General features: G+C 44.3%; 14 protein-coding genes and 1 other annotated feature. Of the genes, 3 read left to right on the top strand and 11 right to left on the bottom strand.

Going from position 1 to position 17,884, the window contains the following annotated elements:
• Positions 1 to 8: 8 nt before the first annotated feature.
• The 3 genes from aspS to GFC28_RS17425 form a co-directional block, all read right to left on the bottom strand.
• Complete coding sequence (gene aspS, locus GFC28_RS17435) at positions 9 to 1,793, bottom strand: aspartate--tRNA ligase (RefSeq protein ID WP_044744646.1); 1,785 nt, start codon at positions 1,791 to 1,793, stop codon at positions 9 to 11.
• Between the two features lie 12 nt (positions 1,794 to 1,805).
• On the bottom strand, positions 1,806 to 3,083 hold the full coding sequence (gene hisS, locus GFC28_RS17430) for a histidine--tRNA ligase (RefSeq protein WP_044744647.1): 1,278 nt from the start codon (positions 3,081 to 3,083) through the stop codon (positions 1,806 to 1,808).
• Between the two features lie 57 nt (positions 3,084 to 3,140).
• Positions 3,141 to 3,370: a binding site (T-box leader), on the bottom strand.
• A gap of 64 nt (positions 3,371 to 3,434) precedes the next feature.
• The gene (locus GFC28_RS17425) at positions 3,435 to 3,620 is read right to left on the bottom strand and encodes a hypothetical protein (RefSeq protein WP_063504926.1); all 186 of its coding nucleotides are present in this window, start codon (positions 3,618 to 3,620) and stop codon (positions 3,435 to 3,437) included.
• 368 nt (positions 3,621 to 3,988) lie between these two features.
• Here GFC28_RS17425 and GFC28_RS17420 point away from each other — a divergent pair, with 368 nt between their 5' ends.
• Positions 3,989 to 5,404, top strand: coding sequence for an N-acetylmuramoyl-L-alanine amidase family protein (locus GFC28_RS17420; RefSeq protein ID WP_063504927.1), 1,416 nt, complete (start codon positions 3,989 to 3,991; stop codon positions 5,402 to 5,404).
• Between the two features lie 362 nt (positions 5,405 to 5,766).
• Here GFC28_RS17420 and dtd read toward each other — a convergent pair whose 3' ends face one another.
• The 7 genes from dtd to GFC28_RS17385 all read right to left on the bottom strand — a co-directional run bounded on the left by dtd (position 5,767) and on the right by GFC28_RS17385 (position 15,343).
• The gene (gene dtd, locus GFC28_RS17415) at positions 5,767 to 6,219 is read right to left on the bottom strand and encodes a D-aminoacyl-tRNA deacylase (protein ID WP_044744648.1); all 453 of its coding nucleotides are present in this window, start codon (positions 6,217 to 6,219) and stop codon (positions 5,767 to 5,769) included.
• Between the two features lie 14 nt (positions 6,220 to 6,233).
• Positions 6,234 to 8,432 (bottom strand): RelA/SpoT family protein, encoded by a 2,199-nt coding sequence (locus GFC28_RS17410; RefSeq protein ID WP_044744649.1) that lies wholly within the window; start codon positions 8,430 to 8,432, stop codon positions 6,234 to 6,236.
• Between the two features lie 149 nt (positions 8,433 to 8,581).
• Complete coding sequence (locus GFC28_RS17405; RefSeq protein WP_044744650.1) at positions 8,582 to 9,094, bottom strand: adenine phosphoribosyltransferase; 513 nt, start codon at positions 9,092 to 9,094, stop codon at positions 8,582 to 8,584.
• The gene (gene recJ, locus GFC28_RS17400; RefSeq protein WP_044744706.1) at positions 9,094 to 11,451 is read right to left on the bottom strand and encodes a single-stranded-DNA-specific exonuclease RecJ; all 2,358 of its coding nucleotides are present in this window, start codon (positions 11,449 to 11,451) and stop codon (positions 9,094 to 9,096) included. Before recJ ends, GFC28_RS17405 begins: the two co-directional genes overlap by 1 nt.
• A 226-nt stretch (positions 11,452 to 11,677) precedes the next feature.
• Positions 11,678 to 12,574 (bottom strand): cation diffusion facilitator family transporter, encoded by an 897-nt coding sequence (locus GFC28_RS17395; RefSeq protein ID WP_044744651.1) that lies wholly within the window; start codon positions 12,572 to 12,574, stop codon positions 11,678 to 11,680.
• Between the two features lie 107 nt (positions 12,575 to 12,681).
• Positions 12,682 to 14,934, bottom strand: a complete 2,253-nt coding sequence (gene secDF / locus GFC28_RS17390; RefSeq protein WP_044744652.1) for a protein translocase subunit SecDF — start codon at positions 14,932 to 14,934, stop codon at positions 12,682 to 12,684.
• Between the two features lie 106 nt (positions 14,935 to 15,040).
• Positions 15,041 to 15,343 (bottom strand): post-transcriptional regulator, encoded by a 303-nt coding sequence (locus GFC28_RS17385; RefSeq protein ID WP_052660996.1) that lies wholly within the window; start codon positions 15,341 to 15,343, stop codon positions 15,041 to 15,043.
• A 111-nt stretch (positions 15,344 to 15,454) separates the two neighbouring features.
• Here GFC28_RS17385 and spoVB point away from each other — a divergent pair, with 111 nt between their 5' ends.
• Both spoVB and GFC28_RS17375 read left to right on the top strand, forming a co-directional pair.
• Complete coding sequence (gene spoVB / locus GFC28_RS17380) at positions 15,455 to 17,008, top strand: stage V sporulation protein B (protein WP_044744653.1); 1,554 nt, start codon at positions 15,455 to 15,457, stop codon at positions 17,006 to 17,008.
• A gap of 76 nt (positions 17,009 to 17,084) precedes the next feature.
• The gene (locus GFC28_RS17375; RefSeq protein ID WP_044744654.1) at positions 17,085 to 17,468 is read left to right on the top strand and encodes a TIGR04086 family membrane protein; all 384 of its coding nucleotides are present in this window, start codon (positions 17,085 to 17,087) and stop codon (positions 17,466 to 17,468) included.
• A gap of 145 nt (positions 17,469 to 17,613) precedes the next feature.
• Here the strand turns inward: GFC28_RS17375 and yajC are convergent, their stop codons facing one another.
• Positions 17,614 to 17,883, bottom strand: a complete 270-nt coding sequence (gene yajC, locus GFC28_RS17370) for a preprotein translocase subunit YajC (protein ID WP_044744655.1) — start codon at positions 17,881 to 17,883, stop codon at positions 17,614 to 17,616.
• Position 17,884: the final 1 nt, after the last annotated feature.

Raw genomic sequence — 17,884 nt, 5'->3', positions numbered from 1 at the left:
GAAGGGAATTAACTGAAATTTTTGATTTTTTCTACATCCACAGTTAAATGCAATTCTTCTAATTGCTTATCGCTTACATGGCTCGGTGCTTCTGTTAACAAGCAGGTTGCACTAGCCGTTTTTGGAAAGGCAATAGTATCACGTAAATTCGTACGTCCTGCCAACAGCATCACAAGGCGGTCTAATCCCAAAGCGATTCCTCCGTGCGGCGGCGTTCCATACTCAAATGCCTCAAGCAAGAAGCCAAACTGCTCGCGAGCTTCTTCTTCTGTAAATCCAAGCACTTTAAACATTTTTTCCTGTACATCGCGTTCAAAAATGCGCAGCGAGCCACCGCCTAATTCATAGCCGTTTAATACAAGGTCATAAGCTTGGGCACGCACGCTTCCCGGATCTGTATCCAAATGAGGCAAATCTTCGCGCACCGGCATTGTAAACGGATGATGGGCCGCATAATAGCGCCCTTCTTCTTCATCATACTCCAAAAGCGGCCAATCTGTGACCCAGAGAAACTGGAATTTGGTTTCATCAATCAGCTGCAGCTCTTTTCCAAGCTTCAGACGCAATGCACCGAGAGCATCAGCGACCACCGCTTTGGAATCAGCGACAAACAGCAATAAATCTTCCGTCTCCGCTTCTAATGCTTGAATGATTCCTTTTTGCTCTTCCTCTATGAAAAACTTCGCAATCGGACCTTTTAATCCGCCTTCTTCCACTTTAAGCCATGCCAGCCCTTTCGCTCCATAACGAGCGACAAATTCGGTCAATGCATCCATATCTTTGCGTGAATATTGCTGAGCCGCTCCCTTCACATTTATCGCTTTTACTTGTCCTCCGTTCGCAACTGCACTTGAAAACACCTTAAAGCCACAGTCTCGCACTTGCTCCGACAAATCGACAAGCTCCATGCCAAAGCGCGTATCCGGCTTGTCAGAACCATATCGGCTCATCGCTTCGTTATACGACATGCGCGGAAATGGGAGCGATAGCTCGATTCCTTTTGCCGTTTTCATGACTCGCGCCATCATGCGCTCAATCATGGACATAATCTCCTCTTGGCTCATAAACGAGGTTTCAATATCCACTTGGGTAAACTCCGGTTGACGATCCGCCCGCAAATCTTCATCACGGAAGCAGCGTGCAATCTGATAGTAGCGCTCAAATCCGCCAACCATTAGCAATTGCTTAAAAATTTGCGGCGATTGCGGCAGCGCGTAAAATTCTCCTGGATGGACACGGCTTGGAACTAAATAGTCGCGGGCCCCCTCCGGAGTGCTTTTGGTTAAAATCGGGGTCTCCACCTCAAGAAATCCTTCTTCATCAAGAAAATCGCGAATCGCTTTTGCCACTTGATGACGCATTTTAAACGTTTGAAACATAACCGGACGGCGCAAATCCAAATAGCGATATTTCAGCCGTACGTCTTCGGCAACTTCCGTTTCGTCAGAAATGATAAACGGTGGCGTTTTCGCTTCGCTTAAAACGGTCACACGATGGACATGAATTTCGATTTTCCCCGTTTGCAAATTCGGATTGACTTGGCTTTCTTCGCGACGAACAACCGTTCCTTCAACGTCCAATACGTATTCATTGCGAATCCCTTCAGCTACACGCAGCGCTTCCTCAGATACTTCAGGGCTGAAAACAATTTGTACAATACCGGTGCGATCACGCAAATCAATAAAAATGAGTCCGCCAAGATCGCGGCGCTTTTGCACCCATCCTTTCAATACGACCTTTTCTCCCACCGCTTGTTCTGTCATTTCTCCGCAGTAATACGTCCTGCCAAACATCATGGTCCCCTCCTACTTTGATTCAACTGCTGTTTTCATATATTGCACAAACGAATGAAGCGATACCTCTGTTTGCTCGCCTGTCGCCATATTTTTAATGGCAATCACCTGCTTTTCAAGCTCGTCATCGCCAAGAATGGCAACATAAGCGGACTCAAGGCGATCCGCCGCCTTCAGCTGCGCTTTTACTTTTCGATCTTGATAATCTCTTTCCGCCTTCATTCCCGACTGACGAAGCTTGTTCACAAGGATCACTGATTCATCCTTCGCTTTTTCCCCTAACGCTACGATAAAGCAATCGATTCCTTGAGCTACAGGCAACGTGATCCCCTCGGCAGCCAAGGCAGCGAGCAGACGTTCAATACTTAAAGCAAAACCGATTCCTGGCGTTTCTGGTCCGCCTATTTCCTGCACTAATCCATTGTAACGGCCGCCGCCACATAATGTCGTAATCGCGCCGAAGCCCTCCGCTTCGCTCATGATTTCAAAGGCAGTATGGTTATAATAATCAAGCCCTCGAACAAGCCGTGGATCGACTTCGAATGCAATCCCTAATTTCGTTAAATACAGTTGCACTTTTTCAAAATAAAGGCGCGATTCATCATTCAGATAATCAAGAATCGACGGTGCCGTTTCCATTAATTCATGGTCGCGGTCTTTTTTGCAATCTAAAATGCGCATCGGATTTTTTTCAAGTCTTGATTGACAATCCTCACAAAACTCGCTGATCCGTCCTTTAAAATGGTCAATAAGCGCTTGACGGTGCGCTTTTCTGCTTGGAGCATCTCCTAAGCTATTCATCACAAGCTTTAGCTTTTTCAAACCTAATGAATGATATAGCTCCATCGCAAGCGCGATCACTTCTGCGTCAATAGCGGGATCGCTGCTTCCAAGTGCTTCAACGCCAAATTGCACAAACTGACGAAATCTGCCCGCCTGTGGCCGCTCATAACGAAACATAGGCCCCATATAATACAATTTAACAGGTTGGTTGGGGTTCCCGTACATTTTGTTTTCCACAAAAGAACGAACAACGGCCGCAGTTCCTTCAGGCCGAAGCGTAATGCTGCGCCCTCCTCGATCTTCAAATGTATACATTTCTTTTTGAACGATATCTGTTGTGTCTCCCACACTTCTTAAAAACAATTCTGTGTGTTCAAAGATCGGCGTGCGAATTTCCTGATAGTTGTAACGTCGGCAAATATCCCGTGCCATTTGCTCAATATATTGCCACTTTTCAGCTTCGCCCGGCAAAATATCTTGCGTTCCTCTCGGAATTTGAAACGACATGCTCCATCCTCCTACTTTTTCTATGTAAAAATAAAAAACTCCCTTCCCTATTAAAATAATAGGGACGAGAGTCGTTTTCCCGTGGTGCCACCCTAATTGAAGCTCAAACGCTTCCGCTTTATCCCGATAACGCCCGGTACGCGTTCCCTTCTACTAGCATGCGCGTTCAAAGAGAAACCTACGGAGTGTTCCTTCGTTAAGTCATCACGGAGAAATGCTTTCAGCCTATGGCATTTCCTCTCTGGCCATGTGTACTCTTAACTACTCTTCTCCATCATCGGCTTTTTTGCAGCAATTTTTATCTTTTATGTTACGAATGAATCATTATTTTGTCAAGAAGACGAAAAAGATTTATGAGCGAAAGAGCTGTTTTTTCAATTTTCGCACATCCCGCAACGTTAGACCGAATTCTGAAGCTAACTCATAATTGGTATAATCGGCTTCCTTTCGCATAAATTCATGAAAGTCTACATGAAATAGCTCGCTTGCTTTGCGGTGCGCAAATTCTCCTTTAGCGCTGTTTCTCACTTGCTTCATCCTTTCTCTTTTCAAGACAGTAACTTGACATGTTACGATTTGCATCGATATGTCACGCAAATGTTTAACGAAAACAACCCCGGGTTTGCACAGGCCCCATTCGTAAGTTGCTCGCGGCGCGAAGATCCGATCGATTCACTTACAGTTCTTGTGCCGTATCAATATGATGAACGGACGATAGCGGTCAAAACTCATGGTCAGAAGGCGAGGCCGCGCCCATTCTGTTCCAACAAATGCCAACCGTAATCTGACCGATGATTCGCCAAATATAGCACTACTTATCTTTCCCGTTTTTAAAAAAAATAAAAGGGTTTTTTTACTTTTTGTAGAACTGTTATCATCTCACACTTTTGAAAGGAGGCTGCCATGTGAAAAAAGCGGCTTATTTTCTGCTGGTCGCTCTGTTTCTTTTGTCCTTCCCTTCCTCTGACGGCGCCGAAGCCAAAATGGTGATCACCAAAACAGAGCACCTCAATGTTCGGGAAGGACCAGGCACTTCTTATCCAATAAAAAAGAAACTGAATAAAGGAGAAATTTACACAGTGGCCCAAGAAAAAAATGATTGGGTACAGCTTAAACTAAGCACTACGGAAACCGGATGGGTTTCACGGCAATATGTTGCAGATATGAATGAAAACATGCAAGCGACCGTTGACCGTCTCCGTGTTCGTTCTGCTCCTAGCAGCCAAGCAAGCATAATTGGTTATTTAAAGCTAGGCCAAACGGTGGAAGTGCTCGACACCAACAGTCATTGGACAAAAATCAAAAACGGAACGCTTACGGGGTGGGTCTCATCAGACTACCTCGCATCAGCTACAGGCTCCGGGACCACTTCCATCCAATCGAAATCCGGAACGGTTGCCGTGGATGTGCTAAACGTGCGGACAAAGCCTTCTCAACAGGCCACCATTCTTGGCAAAATCACATTTGGCCAACAGGTGCGAATCATTGGCGAGACTGCGGATTGGTATCAAATCGAATCACCTGGCTCTATGACTGGCTGGGTCTATCGCACATACATAATGACGGCAACGCTCTACATTACAGTGTTAGAAGATGGTACGAATATTCGTTCAAAACCTTCGCTTCAATCGCAAATTCAAGCGACAGCCAAACGTGGACAGCAATACCGCGTGATCGCTAAAGAAGGTAGCTGGTACAAAATTGAACTGTCTCATCAAAAGAGCGGATATATTGCGGATTGGGTGGTAGCGGTTGTCCGCAATGCTGGAAACACAGGAACAATCAAAAACAAAACGATTGTCATTGATCCCGGTCACGGCGGAAAAGACAGCGGAACGATTGGCAGCGGTGGAATGATGGAAAAAACGATGACATTAAAAACCGCACAGATGCTAAAAAATCAATTGCAGGCGGCTGGAGCCACCGTTATTCTCACTAGAAAGGACGACACCTATTTGTCCTTAGCCGAGCGCGTAAGCATGGCTGAACAGCATAAAGCCGATGCGTTTGTCAGCATTCATTACGATAGCTCGCCAGACGGAACAGCAAGAGGAATGACCATTTATTATTACCATTCATTAAATGACTATCCTCTCGCTTTATCGTTTGATCCTTTTCTGTCTCAATCCCTGCCAATCCCGTATCGCGGTGTTCGATTTGGCGACTTTCACGTCCTTCGAGAAACAAGCATGCCATCTGTTCTGTTTGAGCTGGGATATTTGAACAATGCGCAGGAATTAAGCATCATTGCCTCTGATTCATACCAAAAGCAAGTCACCAAAGCAATTGTTGCCGGGCTTCAACGCTATTTCAGCAATTAATAAGGGCAATGTCATAAAGGGGGAAGGGGAACGTATTTTCCTAAACTCCTTAACCTAAAAACTTTTCTTATCGCAAGCTATGCGGAAAAACAAAATGTTGAATCCGGCATATCGATATTGGATTTCCCGCTTTTTCCCATAATGGTAAAGCGATTTGCTTGCCCGCTGGACAGGCTTATAGCATGCCCTTCTCGAACAAGAACGCCAGCGAGCCCATTCATTTCCCGGCAAATCGTTCGTTGTTCAGGGGAAAAGACAGAAAGCTTGCATTTGACCAAATGATTTTGTATTTTTTACGTAAAATAATGGATCATCAACACTTGTGCCGTTGAACAATAAAAGAAAAGCGAGCAACCATATAGTTACTCGCTTTTTTCTTTGCTTTCTACAATAAGCGTCACCGGGCCATCATTTGTCAATGCCACATCCATCATAGCGCCAAATTGTCCGGTTTCCACTAAAATCCCTTTTTTTCTTAATTCTTCGTTGAATGCTTCATAAATTCGCAGCGCATGATCTGGTTTGGCCGCTTCCATAAAATTGGGGCGTCTTCCTTTTCGACAGTCGCCATACAATGTAAACTGGGAAACGGATAAAATAGCGCCCCCGACATCCAGTAATGACCGATTCATTTTGCCGGATTCATCCTCAAAGATGCGCAAATGGGCAATTTTATCAGCGACAAACGCCGCGTCTTCCTCCGTATCCTGATGGGTCACACCGACAAGGAGCACAAGCCCAAATTCAATACTGCCCACTATTTCACCATTGACGGTTACACTTGCATGTTTGGCTCTTTGTACTACTACTCTCATGACCGCGTTCCTTTCTAATTGTTCATAATTCGCTGCACAGAATAAATATCTGGAATTTGCTTGATTCGTTCTACGATTTTTTGCAGATGGCTCACGTTTTGAATCGCAATCGTCATATGAATGGTAGCAATCTTATTGCGGTGATCGGATCTTCCTGAAACAGCGGAAATATCCGTTTTCGTTTCATTAACGGCCTGCAATACTTCATTGAGCAGTCCGCGTCGATCAAATCCGGAAATTTCAATTTCCACGTTATATTCGCGGTTGGTTTTCGTATCGCTTTCCCATTCTACCGAAATCAGCCGATCTTCTACTTCGCTTGATTTTACGTTAGGACAATCTGTTCGGTGAACAGAGACTCCGCGTCCTCTTGTAATAAATCCGATAATTTCGTCGCCTGGAACTGGATTACAGCAACGTGAGAGACGAATCAATAAATTATCGATTCCCTGCACTTGAATGCCATAATCGCGTTTTTTCCCAATCGGCGTCTTCATCTCCTGCGCCGACTCCGCCAATCTTTTTTGCTGCTCCTCCAAATCGCGCTGCTTCCGCCATTTATCTGTTAAGCGATGAGCAATTTGCGCAGCAGTAATCCCATGATAACCAACAGCCGCATACATATCTTCTTCATTAGAGAAGTTGAACTTTTCCGCCACTCTCTTGACATTTTCGACCGTCAATATATCTTTCACATCGAAGCCAAGAACGCGAATTTCCTTTTCCACAAGCTCTTTTCCTTTTTCAATATTCTCTTCGCGTCGCTGTTTTTTAAAGAATTGGCGAATTTTATTTTTGGCATGGGAAGTTTGCGCAAGCTTTAGCCAATCTTGGCTCGGACCGTATGAATGCTTGGATGTTAATATTTCGACAATATCGCCTGTCTTAAGCTTATAATCCAACGGTACCATTTTCCCATTCACTTTCGCTCCGATCGTTTTATTTCCGATTTCAGAATGAATCCGATAAGCGAAGTCAATCGGCACCGAACCTGCTGGAAGCTCAATAACGTCGCCTTTCGGAGTAAAGACGAACACCGTATCCGAAAATAAATCCATCTTTAGCGTTTCCATAAATTCTTCGGCATTGCTTGCATCGTTTTGCCATTCTAAAATTTCCCGAAACCAGGAAAGCTTTTCTTCAAAAGAATTCGGTTTGACCATCTTTCCTTCTTTGTACGCCCAATGTGCCGCAATTCCGAATTCGGCAATTTGATGCATTTCAAATGTGCGAATTTGCACTTCCAAAGGCTCCCCTTTTGGGCCAATGACAGTCGTATGCAAAGATTGATACATATTGGTCTTTGGCATCGCAATATAATCTTTAAAACGGCCTGGCATTGGCTTCCAGCATGTATGAATAATGCCCAACACCGCATAGCAGTCTTTTATGCTGTTCACAATGATGCGAACTGCTAGTAAATCATAAATTTCATTAAATTGCTTATTTTGCAGCGCCATTTTTCGATAAATGCTGTAAATATGCTTCGGCCTTCCGGAAATTTCACCTTTGATCGAAAATTCGCTTAACCGATCGCGCACTTCTTGAATAACCTCTTCCAAATATTGCTCGCGCTCGGCTCGTTTTTTCTTCATTAAATTCACAATGCGGTAATATTGCTGCGGATTTAAATAACGAAGCGACGTATCCTCAAGCTCCCATTTGATTTTCGAAATTCCGAGGCGATGGGCAAGCGGCGCAAAAATTTCCAGTGTCTCGTTGGCGATTCTTCGCTGTTTTTCAATTGGCAAATGCTTCAACGTCCGCATGTTATGGAGCCGATCTGCCAATTTAATCAAAATCACACGAATATCTTGTGCCATTGCTAAAAACATTTTTCGATGATTTTCAGCCTGCTGCTCTTCTTGGGATTTGTATTTAATCTTGCCGAGCTTTGTCACACCATCCACAAGCATAGCTACTTCGCCGCCAAACTCCCGCTCTAAATCTTCTTTCGTGGCAGCTGTATCCTCGACAACATCGTGCAAGAAGCCGGCAGCAATCGTAATCGCGTCCATTTTTAAATCTACTAAAATTCCCGCTACTTGAATAGGATGGATAATATAGGGCTCCCCTGATTTTCGATATTGCTCGCGATGGGACTCTCTGGCAAATTCATATGCCTTTCTGATCAATTCAACATCCATTTCCGACAAATATCGGCTTGCCTGCTCGATGACTTGTTCCGCTGTCAACACCTGTTCATTGGCCATGAGATCACCTTATGTGTATAATTTAATACCATTATCATGAAAATTTTTTTAAATGTAAAGAAACTAATAAGAAAGAGCACCCGTTAGAGTGCCCCCTTGCAAACATCTCTTCTTACCATTTTAGCGAAATAAAAGAAAAATGTCGATGGTTAGAATTGCATTAATGTTAAAATATCATAACCATCTAATTTGTTGCGCCCTTCTAAATACGTAAGCTCAATTAAGAATGCAATGCCGGCGACCACACCGCCAAGCTGCTCTACCAGTTTGATCGTTGCTTCAATCGTTCCGCCAGTGGCTAATAGATCGTCTGTAATCAGCACGCGCTGTCCCGGTTTAATGGCATCTTTATGCATGGTCAATACATCTTTTCCATACTCTAAACCGTATTCGACACGAACGACCTCGCGCGGCAGCTTTCCTTCCTTCCTTACAGGCGCAAACCCAACCCCGAGCGCATAAGCGACAGGGCAGCCGATAATAAAGCCGCGCGCTTCTGGACCAACGACAAGATCGATTTCTTTTTCCCGCGCATATTGCACAATTTGATCTGTCGCATATTTATACACTTCGCCTTTATCCATGATGGTTGTAATGTCTTTAAACATAATCCCTGGCTTCGGGAAATCCGGTACAATCGTTACATATTGTTTTAAGTCCATTACATTTTTGCCTCCTCATATGTCCGCAACGCTTTTATTTCGGAAAAGGTGCGCTTAAGTTGTTCATACGATGAATATAAAAGCATATTTTCCAGCTCAAGCTGAGCCTGTTTTAAACGATACGTAGGAGATTCGGCTAAATCGCGCTTTTTGGGATTTGGAACAAGCGAAACGATCCCATTGTCCACCGTTACAAACTGCAATTCTAAAAATACTTGCACCATAAAACGAATCGTTTCCTTCGTCCAACCGCGCGAGCGCGCCAGCTCATCGCCGTATTTTTCGAGATGGAATGTACCTCGCTTCATCAAAAACGCATAAAACCACTTAAAATGGTCGCGCGTCGGCAACGTGCTGAAAAAATGAGTCTCCCTTTGATAGAATAACGCATAAATGCGCGCAGGTAAACTATAACTTAATAAAACTTTTATCATTTCTAAAGTTGGCGGCAGGTCAAGCAAAACGACATAGCTCCCATCCAAAGAAAGACGCTTCGCTTCCTCTATCGCTTCAATGACATCTATTTCTTCACGATAAGACTGCAGACGAAGCGCTTCTATTGTCTCTTGACCAAATGCGATAAACCGGCGCCGATCAGCGGGAAGCAGCGAAAAAAGAGAGTGCACATGCTGGATTCCTCTTATATCAAACAGCTGCCATTCTCGCACAGCGGCATCACAAATCATCAGCTGCGGTTTGCGAAGATGGTTCCATTCATTTACCGATAATGATCCAACAATGGAAACCTTTGCATTAGGAGCAATTTCATCATGCAAATATCCATAGCCAAATCCGACACATTCCAGTGTTGCCCCATCCTGTTCAAACACGATTTTTATATGTGATTGGTCAGCGCCGATACGCCGCATGCTTTGCACGGATGCGTCTTCAATTAAAATAAGAGGGCGCGGGTTCTCTGTCCCAAATGGGGAGAGTTTTTCGATTTGTTCTAATGCCCCTAAGGTAATGTCATCAATCGAGCAGGCGGCATCAATGGAAGTGATCGGGATAAAATCTTCCTCGGTCAATGCTTCCTTCGCAAACGCATTAAGGCGTTCCCGCAATTCATCGACATCTTCAAGTGAAAGGGTCATTCCAGCCGCCATCGGATGTCCGCCAAAATGGGGCAAAATATCGCGGCATTTTGACAAATGGGCAAATAGATCAAATCCTTGAATGCTGCGCGCCGATCCTTTCGCAATCCCTTTTTCCGGATCGATACTTAGAACAATGGTCGGCCGGTAAAATTGTTCGACAAGCCGAGAGGCTACGATCCCGATAACTCCAACATTCCAGCCTTCTTTTGCTACAACAAGCACATGCTGTTTCTCAGGAGGAAATTGCTCCTGTATGATCGCAACGGCTTCTTCCGTCATTTCATTTACTAGCTTTTGCCGCTCCCGATTCAGCATCTCCGTTTTTTTCGCTAGTTCGTGCGCTTCTGCTTCATCCTCCGTCATGAGCAGCCGAACAGCAGGGGCGGCGTCTCCAAGTCTTCCGACCGCATTAATTCGCGGAGCGATGGCAAACCCGACTGTTTCCTCATTCACTTGGCTCAAGTTGGTACCGCATTGCTTCAATAGAGCACGCAACCCGATGCGCTTTGTATCTCGCAATTGCTCGATTCCTTTTGCGGCAAGCAGACGATTTTCACCTGTAAGCGGCACGAGGTCAGCAATGGTTCCAATCGCCACGATATCAAGCAAATGTTCTGGCACTTCTCCAAGCAATGCATGCGCCAGCTTAAAAGCCACGCCTACCCCAGCTAAATCACGAAACGGGTATGTGCTGCCCGGCTTTTTCGGGTGAATAATCGCCAATGCTTCAGGAAGTGTAGGTCCCGGCTCATGATGATCGGTAATAATAACGTCCATGCCTAGCTCATTTGCCAGCGCCACTTCTTCGACTGCAGCAATTCCATTGTCCACTGTGATGATTAAAGACACGCCTTTTTCTTTGGCAAGACAAAAAGCATTTTTATTTGGTCCATATCCTTCAGTAAAGCGATTGGGTATGTAAAAATCCGCTTTCGCGCCTATTTGAGACAATGCGCTCATCATGACGGTTGTGCTGCTTACACCGTCAGCATCATAATCTCCGAATACAAGAATATGCTCCTCATTTCGCACCGCCTGCTGAATCCTTTCTATAGCTCGATGCATATCATCTAGCAAAAAAGGATCGTGAAACGGTTGTTTTTCTGGATATAAAAAGGCGGCTGCCGCTCGTGCAGTATCAATTCCACGGTTCACAAGCAGCGAAGCCACAAGTGGAGCAATATCCAGCTCCTTCATTAACTGATCCACTTTATTTTTATCGGGACGCTTCACATCCCATCGAGTTTTTGCCGTTAACATGTCTCCCACCTCAACTTCTCCTATTATACAAAAGGAGAAGAATAGGGGCAATGTGATATTAGTCAGATTATAGCGAAAGTCCATTTGAGCTTTGCCATCCATCCCTTTCGATTTTTTCTTCCCCAAACCGTACTTGGCGGATAAGGAATACAGCCAAGCCGTTTTATAAGGGGATGAACGAGGCAAACAGCGCGCGATGAAAACATTTATTCACAGTCTGGGCCGTCTATTTTTCGGGATGGTAAGGATTAATATGCACCATGACATTTTCTATATTTGGCATGCGAAGCAATCTTTCTTTCACGGCTTTGCCGATCCGATGCCCCTCTTCTACAGTAAGCAAGGGATCAACGGCAATTTTCAGGTCAATAATGACGTAATGGCCATGCTCGCGCGCATGCAATTCATGAATTTGCTTGACTTCAGGAAACTGGAGTACCGCTTGGCGAAGATGAACGGTATCTTCTTCGTGAAGCACATGGTCTAATGTAGTGTGAATCGACTGTTTGCCAAGCTCCCAGGCCATTTTTAACACGAGAAAAGAAACAAATAATCCAGCGATAGGATCTGCGTAGACGAGCTTGTTTATCCCCAATGAGTGGCCTGCCATCGCCGCTCCAATGCCAATGAGCGCAGCAATGGAAGAAAAAACATCGGAACGGTGCTCATATGCATTGACGATAATCGCCTGACTGTTTAATTTTTTTCCTAAGCGATATTTGTAGCGAAACATGGCTTCTTTCACCACAATGGAAAGGACAACTACGTAAATGGCCAACCATTTCGGCGGATGCAGCGGCTGAAAAAAGGCTTGTAGCGATGAACGCCCCATTTCGGCGCCAACAATAAATAACAATACCGCTACAATAATAGCAGCGATGGATTCTGCCTTGCCATGACCATACGGGTGATCTTCATCGGGCGGACGCTTGGCTGCCCGCAATCCAACCCAAACGGCAAGCGATCCAGCAACATCAGAAGCAGAATGAACAGCATCTGCTAGCAATGCCTTGCTGTTTCCCATGATGCCGGCAGCACCTTTCACTGCGGCTAATACAATATTTCCTAAAATCCCAATAATCGCGGCAAACTCGGCCTGTTTGAAGCGTTCTTCTTTCTCCACGATTCTCTTCCTTTCATCAAGACATCACGCCGTTTTAGTTTATCCATTTTTTCGCTTCTTCAAAAAAATAGAGCGGCGCTTTTGGTCGCCACTCTATTCTTAGACCGTTATACTTGTGGTTCTGCATCCTGATGATCCGGCTTTTTCGTTTTTCCTTTTTTCAATTGCTTTCCTTTCCATACCACCCATAGCTGTGCGGCAATAAACAGAGAAGAGTATACGCCGGAAACAAGTCCAACTAGCAAGGCTAGATTAAAGTTGCGAATCGCCTCGCTTCCAAACATCAATAATGCGACAACCGTAAAAATCACGGTCAGAACGGTGTTAATGGAACGGGTCAGCGTCTGTTGCAATGCTCGATTCACTACATGCTGCAAATCCTCAATCGTTTTGACTTTCCGTTTTTTCATCAAGTCGCGAATCCGGTCAAATGTCACAATCGTGTCATTAATCGAGTAGCCGATGATCGTCAAAACGGCGGCAATAAATGTTAAATCGACCTCTAGCTGCGTGAAACTGAAAAACATCACAATAATAAAAGCGTCATGTAAAAGTGAGACAATAGCCGCAAGCGCCATATACATCTCAAAGCGGATCGTCACATAAATGATGATACCAAGCGATGAAATCAGCACAGCGATCAACGCGTTGCGCGCCAATTCTTTTCCTACAGTCGGCGATACGGTGCTGACGTTCGGTTCCGATCCATATTGCTCCTTAAAATACTGCTTGAGCTCAGAAATTTCATGTTTGTTTAAAACGCCGATAAAGCGCGCAACGCCAACTTCTTCATTCTTTCCAGATAAAACGATATCTTTTGGCTGTAAGTTTAATTTCTGGAACTGATCCTCCAATTGCTGCACGTTTAATTTAGAATCGCTCATGATTTCCACGCGTGTGCCGCTCGCAAAATCAATGCCAAGATTTAATTTCATCGTCAACAGCGCAACAATCCCAACAACCGTTAACGCGCCGGAAAAGATAAAGAATTTTTTGCTATGTTTGACGAAATCCCAACGATCAAACTTTGTCGGCACCTCTGTATGCTCGTTCGTTTGAGCAATATCGAGAATTTCCGATTTTTTCACGCCAAAATATCCTGGCTTATTTTGTAAAACGCGACTATTCACAAGCAAACCAAGGAGCAGACGCGTGCCGTAAACAGCCGTGATAAAGCTGACTAAAATACTGATAATCAGCATGGTCGCAAACCCTTTGACAGAGCTTGTTCCATACACAAACAGCACAACACCGGCAATAATGGTTGTAATATTCGCATCTAAGATTGTCGCAAACGATCCTTTATTTCCTGTGCGAAACGCGGACATAATCGATTTTCCAAGTTTGATTTCCTCTTTAATCCGCTCATATGTGATAATATTGGCATCGACGGCCATCCCGACACCCAAAATAAGCGCCGCTATCCCCGGCAATGTCAGAACGCCATTCATCCAATCGAAAATCAGCAAAATTAAATAAATATAAGCGGATAACGTAATGACCGCAATCACACCAGGCAAGCGATAAAACGCGATCATAAAGAGGAAAATTAGCGCCACGCCAATAATACCGGCAAGAATAGTTTTCTGAAGGGCGTTTTCTCCAAATTGTGCACCGATCGATGTGGAATAAACTTCTTTCAGCTCAACCGGCAACGCGCCAGCATTTAATAAGTCAGCCAGCTGTCTTGCTTCATCCACCGTGAAATTTCCAACAATCGATACATCCGTTTGATCGAATACTTGGTTTACCGCCGCTGCTGAAATATACTTTGGCTTTGCTTTTCCCGCCTCTTTCGCATAGGAATCAACGCCATCCTTAAAATCAAGCCAAATAACTAATAAATTGTTTGGCGCGCCCATTTTATAGACTTTTTCCGTCACCTGCTTAAACTTGTCGGCATCTTTGAGTTTAATGGCGACACTCGGCTTGCCATGCTCATCGAACGAAAGCTTGGCTCCTCCTTCAGCCAGGTCGCTTCCATCCATTAAGACGTTGTCATGCACATCGCGAAAGGTCAGCTTCGCTTGGGTCGATAAAATTTGCCGCGCCTGATTTTGATCTTTCACACCGGCAAGCTGGACGCGAATCCGGTTTTTTCCTTCTACTTGAATATTTGGTTCACTGACTCCCAGTACATTAATTCGCTTGTTCAGTGCACTGACGGTGCTTGTCAGTGTCGTTTTGTCAATTTTATCCCCTTTTTTCGCCGGCTTTACCTCATATAAAACTTCAAAGCCGCCTTGCAAATCAAGCCCGAGCTTGATATTATGTATAATCCCTTTCGTCGTTGTTCCTAGCGTGCCTGCTAAAATAATCAGCACTAAGAAAAACGCCAGAATGCGACTTCTTTTTACCATAAAAAATCCTCCTTATGTCATCAGAAAACCTCGCTATAGCCTCTCGAAATGCTTCAACATTCCTAATTATGAATCAGTTCGCAAATGCTGTCAATTTTCTACATAGCTATAATAATTCATTTAGTAGCTCTTCTAGATCATCACCTTTAGTGGCCCGCTGCTCACGATATGATTCAGCTGTCAAGAAAGCCATATATTCTCCAATTGAAAGCGATAAAATATCATTTACACGCTCATATAGCCTTCTTTCGTCATCATATTTTTTCCACTTTTTTCTCACTAAACACTCCCAAATTTGTTCTATCGTTACGTGATCGTAGCCAAGCAAGCGAAACTCTTCATACTTGCTTTGCACCGCCGGCATCAATTGTTCACGCAGTTCTTCCATTTTTTCTTTTTCATTTGCCATGGCCATCGCTCCCCGTTTTGTCCCACAATACTTGTCATGCTTGTTCACATCTCTTGCATATAGTTAATTGTATAAAAGATCGTCTTATTTGAGAAGGGAGGGAAATACAGGATGTCTAAATTTTTGAAAGGCACACTTATTCTAATCGTTGCCGGTCTTATCACACGAGTGCTCGGATTTATCAATCGCATTGTTATCGCCCGAGCCATTGGTGAAGAAGGGGTCGGTTTATATATGATGGCCGTGCCTACGCTTGCCTTAGCCATAACGCTTACGCAAATGGGCTTGCCTGTCGCTATTTCTAAGCTAGTAGCGGAGGCGGAAGCGGTAGGAGATCAGCGAAGAGTAAAAAAAATTCTCGTCGTTTCTTTAGCCACTACAGGTGTGCTAAGCGCCATCTTTTTTCCGGCAATGGTATTGCTTGCGCCGCTTTTATCGACAACCTTATTTACAGATGCTCGCACCTATTATCCGCTGTTAGCGATTTCACCTGTTGTTCCCATTGTTGCTGTTTCTTCCGTTTTGCGCGGTTATTTTCAAGGAAAACAGCAAATGAAGCCATATGCCTATTCACAGCTGCTTGAACAAATCATTCGTATTAGTTTAATTGCCTTTTGCACGAGCATCTTCTTACCATATGGAATCGAATATGCTGCGGCGGGAGCGATGCTTTCATCCGTGATCGGCGAATTAGGGTCGCTCATCTATTTGTTTTACATGTTCAAACGCAAAAAAAGAATCAACATTCGTCCGCAATTTTTCCATTATGCTAAAGCCGGAAAAGAAACCTTTATGAGCTTAATGCGCATCGCTTTGCCAACAACAGGAAGCCGTCTCATTGGCTCAATCGCCTGGTTTTTTGAACCGATTGTGGTAGCCCACAGCTTAGCGCTTGCAGGAGTTGCTGCTTCATTAGCGACCAGGCAATATGGGGAATTAACCGGATATGCTTTACCTCTGCTCATGCTGCCATCGTTTATTACCTACTCACTATCAACCTCTCTCGTTCCAGCTATTAGCGAAGCGGCGGCACAGCAGCAAATGTTTCTCATTGAGCGGCGCGTTCAGCAAGCCATGCGATTATCCATGATTACAGGAGGCCTGGCCGTTGTGGTCCTGTATGTATTTGCCGATCCCATTATGCAGCTGATGTATGGCACAAGCCATTCTGCCATTTTTATTAAAGTAATGGCACCATTTTTCCTTTTTTATTACTGCCAAGGGCCTCTTCAGGCAGTTTTACAGGGGCTGGATTTAGCGAAAGCGGCTATGATGAATAGCTTAATCGGCTCTGTTGTAAAAACGGCTTGTATTTTTGCGCTAGCCACTCAGCCAAATTTAGGGATTATGGGAGCAGCTCTGTCCATCGCCATTGGTACGGTGCTTGTTACGCTTCTCCATTTCGCAACAATCATGAAGGTCATTTCTTATTCCATTTACATATTCGAATATATTCACACATTTTTCGTCATGCTTGCAGCAGGTTTTGTTGGACATCTTGCTTTTTATCATTCTCTGACTTCACTTCCAATAAGTATGAGGACCATCGCCGCCATTATCATTACAACAGTGGTATACGTCATTCTTTTAGTCATTTTCAAGCTGGTTAAACGAGAAGAGTTAGTACGCATCCCATTTGTTCGCGGCTTTTTTCGTAAAAACTAACTTCATTTGATTCTAAACATGTCCGGGCCTGAATATACTCTTGCTAAAGATGGCTTAAACGGAGGGAATGAACGAGATGGCTAGGTTTGGCAAAGGTGTTGTCTACGGAGTTCTAACCATTTTTTTACTAGCGTTGATCATTAGCTTTTTATTATCACTTCTTTTGAAATGGACCGATATCCAAGAATCCTCATTAACATGGGTTATTTTTGCTGCATCTGTTCTATCCGTATTTATCGGTGGATTTGTCGCAGGAGGCAAAGGCAAGGAACGCGGATGGCTTATCGGTGGAACTACCAGCTTAGTGTTTACACTCCTCGTCTTTTTCTTTCAGTTTTTAGGACTTGAGCAAACATTTTCAACAAAGCAATGGATTTATCATCTCGGCTTTTTATTAGCGGCCATGCTTGGGGGAGTCATGGGAGTCAATTTGTCGTCATCCAATCGGCACGCAGATTAATATACAGCCTTCCCCACCCATTTCATTTTGAGAAGAGCGATTTCAAGCGAGTCTGATGTGAAACGGTTAAAATGATTGTAGACAAAGTCAAAACGGACTTTGTCTACAGCCTGAAGCTGCTTTTTGCCAAGCAGCCTTTTTTATTCTATTGGTTGTTCTCTGCCACAACCTCGCGAATAGCAGAGCGATCGTATGTAAGACGAGAACCGTCTCCCGCGCGGATCACGACTTTATTCTCATCGATGGAATCGATGATGCCATGCAAACCGCCGATCGTAATAATTTTATCGCCTTTTTTCAAGTTCGCTTGCATTTGCTGAACAGCCCGCTGCCGTTTTTGCTGCGGACGAATCAGCAGGAAATAGAAAATCGCGAACATGATCAGAAGCGGCAAAAGATTCACAAGCGTCGCCATA

It is taken from the genome of Anoxybacillus sp. B2M1 (genome assembly GCF_001634265.1).
Classification (GTDB): Bacteria; Bacillota; Bacilli; order Bacillales; family Anoxybacillaceae; genus Anoxybacteroides; species Anoxybacteroides rupiense.
The sequence above is the reverse complement of the archived record's forward strand: the minus strand, read 5'-3'. Positions and strand labels throughout refer to the sequence as shown.

What these genes read in the sequence shown, in the direction of transcription:
- aspS (WP_044744646.1), bottom strand. Translation starts at nt 1,793, where the DNA reads ATGTTTGGCAGGACGTATTACTGCGGAGAAATGACAGAACAAGCGGTG.
- hisS (WP_044744647.1), bottom strand. Translation starts at nt 3,083, where the DNA reads ATGTCGTTTCAAATTCCGAGAGGAACGCAAGATATTTTGCCGGGCGAA.
- GFC28_RS17425 (WP_063504926.1), bottom strand. Translation starts at nt 3,620, where the DNA reads ATGAAGCAAGTGAGAAACAGCGCTAAAGGAGAATTTGCGCACCGCAAA.
- dtd (WP_044744648.1), bottom strand. Translation starts at nt 6,219, where the DNA reads ATGAGAGTAGTAGTACAAAGAGCCAAACATGCAAGTGTAACCGTCAAT.
- GFC28_RS17410 (WP_044744649.1), bottom strand. Translation starts at nt 8,432, where the DNA reads ATGGCCAATGAACAGGTGTTGACAGCGGAACAAGTCATCGAGCAGGCA.
- GFC28_RS17405 (WP_044744650.1), bottom strand. Translation starts at nt 9,094, where the DNA reads ATGGACTTAAAACAATATGTAACGATTGTACCGGATTTCCCGAAGCCA.
- recJ (WP_044744706.1), bottom strand. Translation starts at nt 11,451, where the DNA reads ATGTTAACGGCAAAAACTCGATGGGATGTGAAGCGTCCCGATAAAAAT.
- secDF (WP_044744652.1), bottom strand. Translation starts at nt 14,934, where the DNA reads ATGGTAAAAAGAAGTCGCATTCTGGCGTTTTTCTTAGTGCTGATTATT.
- GFC28_RS17385 (WP_052660996.1), bottom strand. Translation starts at nt 15,343, where the DNA reads ATGGCAAATGAAAAAGAAAAAATGGAAGAACTGCGTGAACAATTGATG.
- spoVB (WP_044744653.1), top strand. Translation starts at nt 15,455, where the DNA reads ATGTCTAAATTTTTGAAAGGCACACTTATTCTAATCGTTGCCGGTCTT.
- GFC28_RS17375 (WP_044744654.1), top strand. Translation starts at nt 17,085, where the DNA reads ATGGCTAGGTTTGGCAAAGGTGTTGTCTACGGAGTTCTAACCATTTTT.
- yajC (WP_044744655.1), bottom strand. Translation starts at nt 17,883, where the DNA reads ATGGCGACGCTTGTGAATCTTTTGCCGCTTCTGATCATGTTCGCGATT.